This is a genomic window from Peribacillus sp. P4_C12 (assembly GCF_056402095.1).
Map to the genome: position 1 here is coordinate 1 of NZ_JBFUIB010001102.1, position 676 is coordinate 676.

Sequence of the window (676 nt, forward strand, 5' to 3'; positions counted from 1 at the left end):
ATTACGAACAGTGGGTTTCCCCATTCGGAAATCTCCGGATCAAAGCTTACTTACAGCTCCCCGAAGCATATCGGTGTTAGTCCCGTCCTTCATCGGCTCCTAGTGCCAAGGCATCCACCGTGCGCCCTTTCTAACTTAACCGTTAAAAAAGATCTTACTGATGCTTTGAAAAAATTAATTGCCTTCTATCTATTATCTAGTTTTCAAGGAACAAGTTGTCCCAATCACAACGTGATTGTTTCAATTGGTGGAGCCTAGCGGGATCGAACCGCTGACCTCCTGCGTGCAAGGCAGGCGCTCTCCCAGCTGAGCTAAGGCCCCATTATAGGGAAATGAATGGTGGGCCTAAATGGACTCGAACCATCGACCTCACGCTTATCAGGCGTGCGCTCTAACCAGCTGAGCTATAGGCCCATTCACATAAAATAATAAGCTTCTGCTTCCCAAGCTTATCGCGGGATTACTATTTAATTGAATGAATTACTCATTCAAAACTGAACAAAACAAAAGCGCTCTCGTATTTATCCTTAGAAAGGAGGTGATCCAGCCGCACCTTCCGATACGGCTACCTTGTTACGACTTCACCCCAATCATCTGTCCCACCTTAGGCGGCTGGCTCCATAAAGGTTACCTCACCGACTTCGGGTGTTACAAACTCTCGTGGTGTGACGGGCGG

Annotated in this window: 2 tRNA genes and 2 rRNA genes; all 4 read right to left on the minus strand. The window is 47.6% G+C overall.

From position 1 onward, the window contains the following. Positions 1-141 (minus strand): 23S ribosomal RNA (locus AC1DUW_RS31565); the annotation flags it as partial. Positions 142-245: 104 nt separating this feature from the next. Further along, positions 246-321, minus strand: a tRNA-Ala gene (locus AC1DUW_RS31570). Between the two features lie 16 nt (positions 322-337). Further along, positions 338-414: transfer RNA gene (locus AC1DUW_RS31575), tRNA-Ile, on the minus strand. Between the two features lie 117 nt (positions 415-531). Continuing rightward, positions 532-676: ribosomal RNA gene (locus tag AC1DUW_RS31580) — 16S ribosomal RNA — on the minus strand; the annotation flags it as partial.